The organism is Micromonospora sp. M51 (assembly GCF_018070305.1).
GTDB classification, from domain to species: domain Bacteria; phylum Actinomycetota; class Actinomycetes; order Mycobacteriales; family Micromonosporaceae; genus Micromonospora; species Micromonospora parva.
The window spans coordinates 1-1,560 of the sequence record NZ_JAGPXZ010001066.1; the positions used below are offsets into that span (position 1 = coordinate 1).

1 protein-coding gene is annotated in these 1,560 nt (G+C 74.9%); it reads right to left on the minus strand.

From position 1 onward, the window contains the following. On the minus strand, positions 1 to 1,560 hold a 1,560-nt coding region (locus tag KBX53_RS32495), incomplete at both ends, for a phenylalanine--tRNA ligase subunit beta (RefSeq protein ID WP_210863682.1).

The window sequence follows — 1,560 nt, forward strand, 5'->3', positions numbered from 1 at the left end:
TGAGGGTGCCGAGCAGCGGGCCGAGCAGCGTGGTGCGCAGCAGCGGCTCCTCCTCGGACAGTGGGTTGGCCAGCCGCACCGCGGGCCGACGCGGGTCGTCGGCCGGCAGGCCGAGCTGGTCTGCCAGCTCCGGCGACACGAAGGGGTGCGCGAGCACCTCCACGTACCCCCGCTCGGCCAGCGAGTCGGCGACGGCCCGGCGGCGACGCTGCCGGGGGGTCAGACCACGACCGGGGGGCGCGGTCGGCAGCACCGACGGCACCTTGTCGTACCCGTCGAGGCGGACCACCTCCTCGACCAGGTCGGCCGGGTCGGTCAGGTCGGGCCGCCAGGTCGGCGGGGTGACGCTCAGCACCGTCCCCACGCCGCTGGCCACACCGACCACGCCCGGGTCCTCGGACAACCGGTCCGCGCCCTGCGCGACGGTGCAGCCGACCCGCTCCAGCAGGGCGACCACCCGCGCCGGCGGGTACTCGACGCCGACCCGCCGGGTCGGCAGGTCCGCCGGCAGGCTGATCGGGGTACGCGGACGGACGTGGTCGATGTCCAGGATCTCCGCGCTCGGGGTGCCCCCGCCGTGCTCGGTGAGCAGCCGCACGGCACGCTCCAGCGCGACCAGCGCCACGGCCGGGTCGACGCCCCGCTCCCAGCGCTTCGCGGCCTCGCTGAACAGCTTGTGCCGGCGGGCGGTCCGCCCGACCATCGCCGGGTCCCAGTGCGCCGCCTCGAAGAGCACGTTCGTGGTGCCGCCGGTGACGACCTCGCTGGTCTCGCCGCCCATCACCGCCGCCAGGGAGATCGGCCCAGTGTCGTCGCAGATCACCATGTCGTCGGCGGTGAGCACCCGGTTGACGCCGTCGAGGGTGGTCAGCTTCTCCCCCGCCTCGGCGCGGCGGACCACCAGCGGCCCGACGATCCGGTCGGCGTCGAACGCGTGCATCGGCTGGCCCAGCTCCAGCATCACGTAGTTGGTGATGTCCACCGGCAGCGAGATGCTGCGGATGCCGGCGGTGACGAGCCGCTGGGCCATCCACGACGGGGTGGGCGCGGTCGGGTCGACCCCGCGGACCAGGCGGGCGGTGAACCGGTCGCAGCCGACCGGGTCGCGGACCTCCACCGGGTACGCGGGCGTCTCGGTGCCGCCCGGTGCCGGCGTCAGGGCCGGGTCGCGCAACGGCACCTCGAACGCGTGCGACAGCTCCCGGGCCAGGCCGCGCAGGCTCAGCGCGTACCCCCGGTCGGGGGTGATCTCCAGATCGAGCACGACGTCGTCCAGGCCGACCACCGGGCGCGCGTCGTCACCCGGCTTGGCCGTCACGTCCGGCCCCAGCACGATGATGCCGGAGTGGTCGTCGCCCAGGCCCAGCTCCTTGGCCGAGCAGATCATGCCCGCCGAGTTGTGCCCGTACGTCTTGCGGGCGCCGATGGCGAAGCCGCCGGGCAGCACGCCGCCGGGCAGGATCACCACCACCCGGTCACCGACGGCGAAGTTGCGCGCCCCGCAGACGATCTCCTGCGGGTCACCGGTGCCGTTGGCGGCACCCACGTCGACCCGGCAGA